The organism is Stenotrophomonas sp. HMWF023 (assembly GCF_003060985.1).
Classification (GTDB): domain Bacteria; phylum Pseudomonadota; class Gammaproteobacteria; order Xanthomonadales; family Xanthomonadaceae; genus Stenotrophomonas; species Stenotrophomonas lactitubi.
In genome coordinates, this window is sequence record NZ_QAIJ01000326.1 from 29,942 (window position 1) to 30,730 (window position 789).

General features: G+C 68.9%; 1 pseudogene. It reads right to left on the reverse strand.

Features of this window, described 5'->3' with window-relative positions:
- Positions 1-789 (reverse strand): annotated as a pseudogene (locus tag DBR20_RS23555) (flavodoxin domain-containing protein); the annotation flags it as partial.

The window sequence follows — 789 nt, forward strand, 5'->3', positions numbered from 1 at the left end:
GCGTGAACAATGGCTGCCCGCCCGCGCGGGCCAGCCAGTCGTCCACCTGCAAGCCGAATCCGCAGAATTGATCGTACTGATGGTCGCCCAGCGCGAGCATGCCGTAACGCAGCCCGGAAAGGTCCGGCATCTGTGCCAGCAGTTGGCGCGCGCTGCGCCGTGCGTTGTCCGGGGGCTCGCCATCACCAAAGGTGCTGAGCACGAACAGCGCCTGTGGGGTGGCTTGCAGCTGCGTGGCAGTCACACGCGCAAGCGGCAGTACCTGCACCCCGTGGCCGGCCGCCTGCAGCTGTGCCGCCGCACGCCAGGCCAACTGTTCGGCGAGGCCGCTCTGGCTGGCATGCACCACCAGCCACGGTGTGCCTGCGGCGCGGGGTGCTGCTGCCGGAACGGTCTGCCGCAGCGCGCGCGCGGCGCGCTGGCTGCGGCGACGGTCCAGGTACAACAGCCATCCAGTGATGAAGAACAGGCACATGCCCAGGCTGCTGAGCATCACCACGATGCGTCCGGGCATGCCGAAGAAGCTGCCCGAGTGCAGGGCGAACATGCTGGTGGTGAGCTGGCCGCCGGCACCCTGCCGCGCGTAGGGGCGCGCGTCGAGAACCGCGCCGGTGGCCGGATCGAGCTGCAGCAGATCATGCGCCCGGTCGTGATGGCCGCCGCGTTGCGTGGGATCAGCCGACATCACCCGTACATTGAGCGCTTGACCGGGTTTCTCCGGCAGCCGCAGGTCGATGAAGCCTTGGCGCACACCGGGCAGCGCATACAGCGTGGCCTCGACACTGTGCA